Source organism: Chryseobacterium sp. VD8, assembly GCF_037149975.1.
GTDB lineage: Bacteria > Bacteroidota > Bacteroidia > Flavobacteriales > Weeksellaceae > Chryseobacterium > Chryseobacterium indicum.
Genome location: NZ_JBBCQL010000431.1, coordinates 1 through 1,127, shown reverse-complemented (window position 1 = coordinate 1,127; position 1,127 = coordinate 1). Strand labels below are relative to the sequence as shown.

General features: G+C 38.3%; 1 protein-coding gene. It reads left to right on the top strand.

Annotation, left to right across the window (positions count from 1 at the left end):
- On the top strand, window positions 1-1,127 hold a 1,127-nt coding region (locus WFK35_RS22860), incomplete at both ends, for a TolC family protein (protein ID WP_336734945.1).

Here is a 1,127-nt window from a genome sequence, read left to right as displayed (position 1 = left end):
GCTGTAAAACTGGCAGAACAGTCTTTGGAAACAAGGCAGAAAATAGCACAGTCGAGCAAAAACAATATTCTTCCCAAAGTCGATTTTCTTGGCGGATATAACTATATCGGAGAACCCATCAGAGTAAATCTTCAGCAGGTAAAAGACGGAATTGTGGAAGGTTCAGCCAGTCAGAGTGCCTATTCTGCCAATGCAGCTTATCAGCAGATTACAGGAAATCCGCTTCCGCAGCAGGTTCAGAATGTTATTTATCAGACTTCAAAAGATATCATCAGCGCAGTGTATCCCAATTACAATCCGGCTATTGCCAAACAGAGTTATTTTCTTGCCGGAATACTTGTAAGACAGCCCATTTATCTCGGAGGAAAACTGAATGCTTCGAGAGAACTTTCGAAACAGCAGGTGGAAAGCGGGAAAGCCAATCTGGAATCTATTCAAAATCTTAATTCTTACAATATTTCGCTGAACTATATTCAGATCATGTATCTTAATTCCATGATCAGAAAACAGGAGAAAATGGCAGAAGCTCTGGAAAGCAATGAAAAGTATGCACAAAATCTTCTGAAAGCAGAGATCATCCCGCCTTATCTTAAAAACTGGTCAGATATTGCCAAAATTCAGGGTGAAACTACTCTTAAAAATTTACGGCTTGAAAAGGAAAACACGTTACTGACTTTAAAAGATCTGATGGGAATTTCTCTTGATGAATCTTTGGAAATTAATGAAGAATTAAATGAAAATATTGAAGTCACCAGTTTTGGTTCCTCAGATAAAAATACAGATCTGAAATTATTACAGAGTAAGAAAAAAGAGGCACAAACCACCAACGATATCACAAGATCTCTGTCTAAGCCTAATATTTTTGCCATCGGAAATTACCAGTTTTTCAGAAATGATCTTCCTTTAATCACGCCGCCGTGGTTGGTGGGCGTAGAAGTTCAGTGGACTCTTTTTGATCCTGAAAGAAGATCCAGAAATCAGGCCTCTGAATCTTTGGTGAAAGAGGCAGATCTGTTAATAGATCAGAAACAGAAATCGGTGGATCTGGCTGTCAGAATTTCTAAAAATAAACTCATCAGTTTCAAAGAACAGAAAGAAACCTTGAATCTTGCGAGAAAACAGGCATA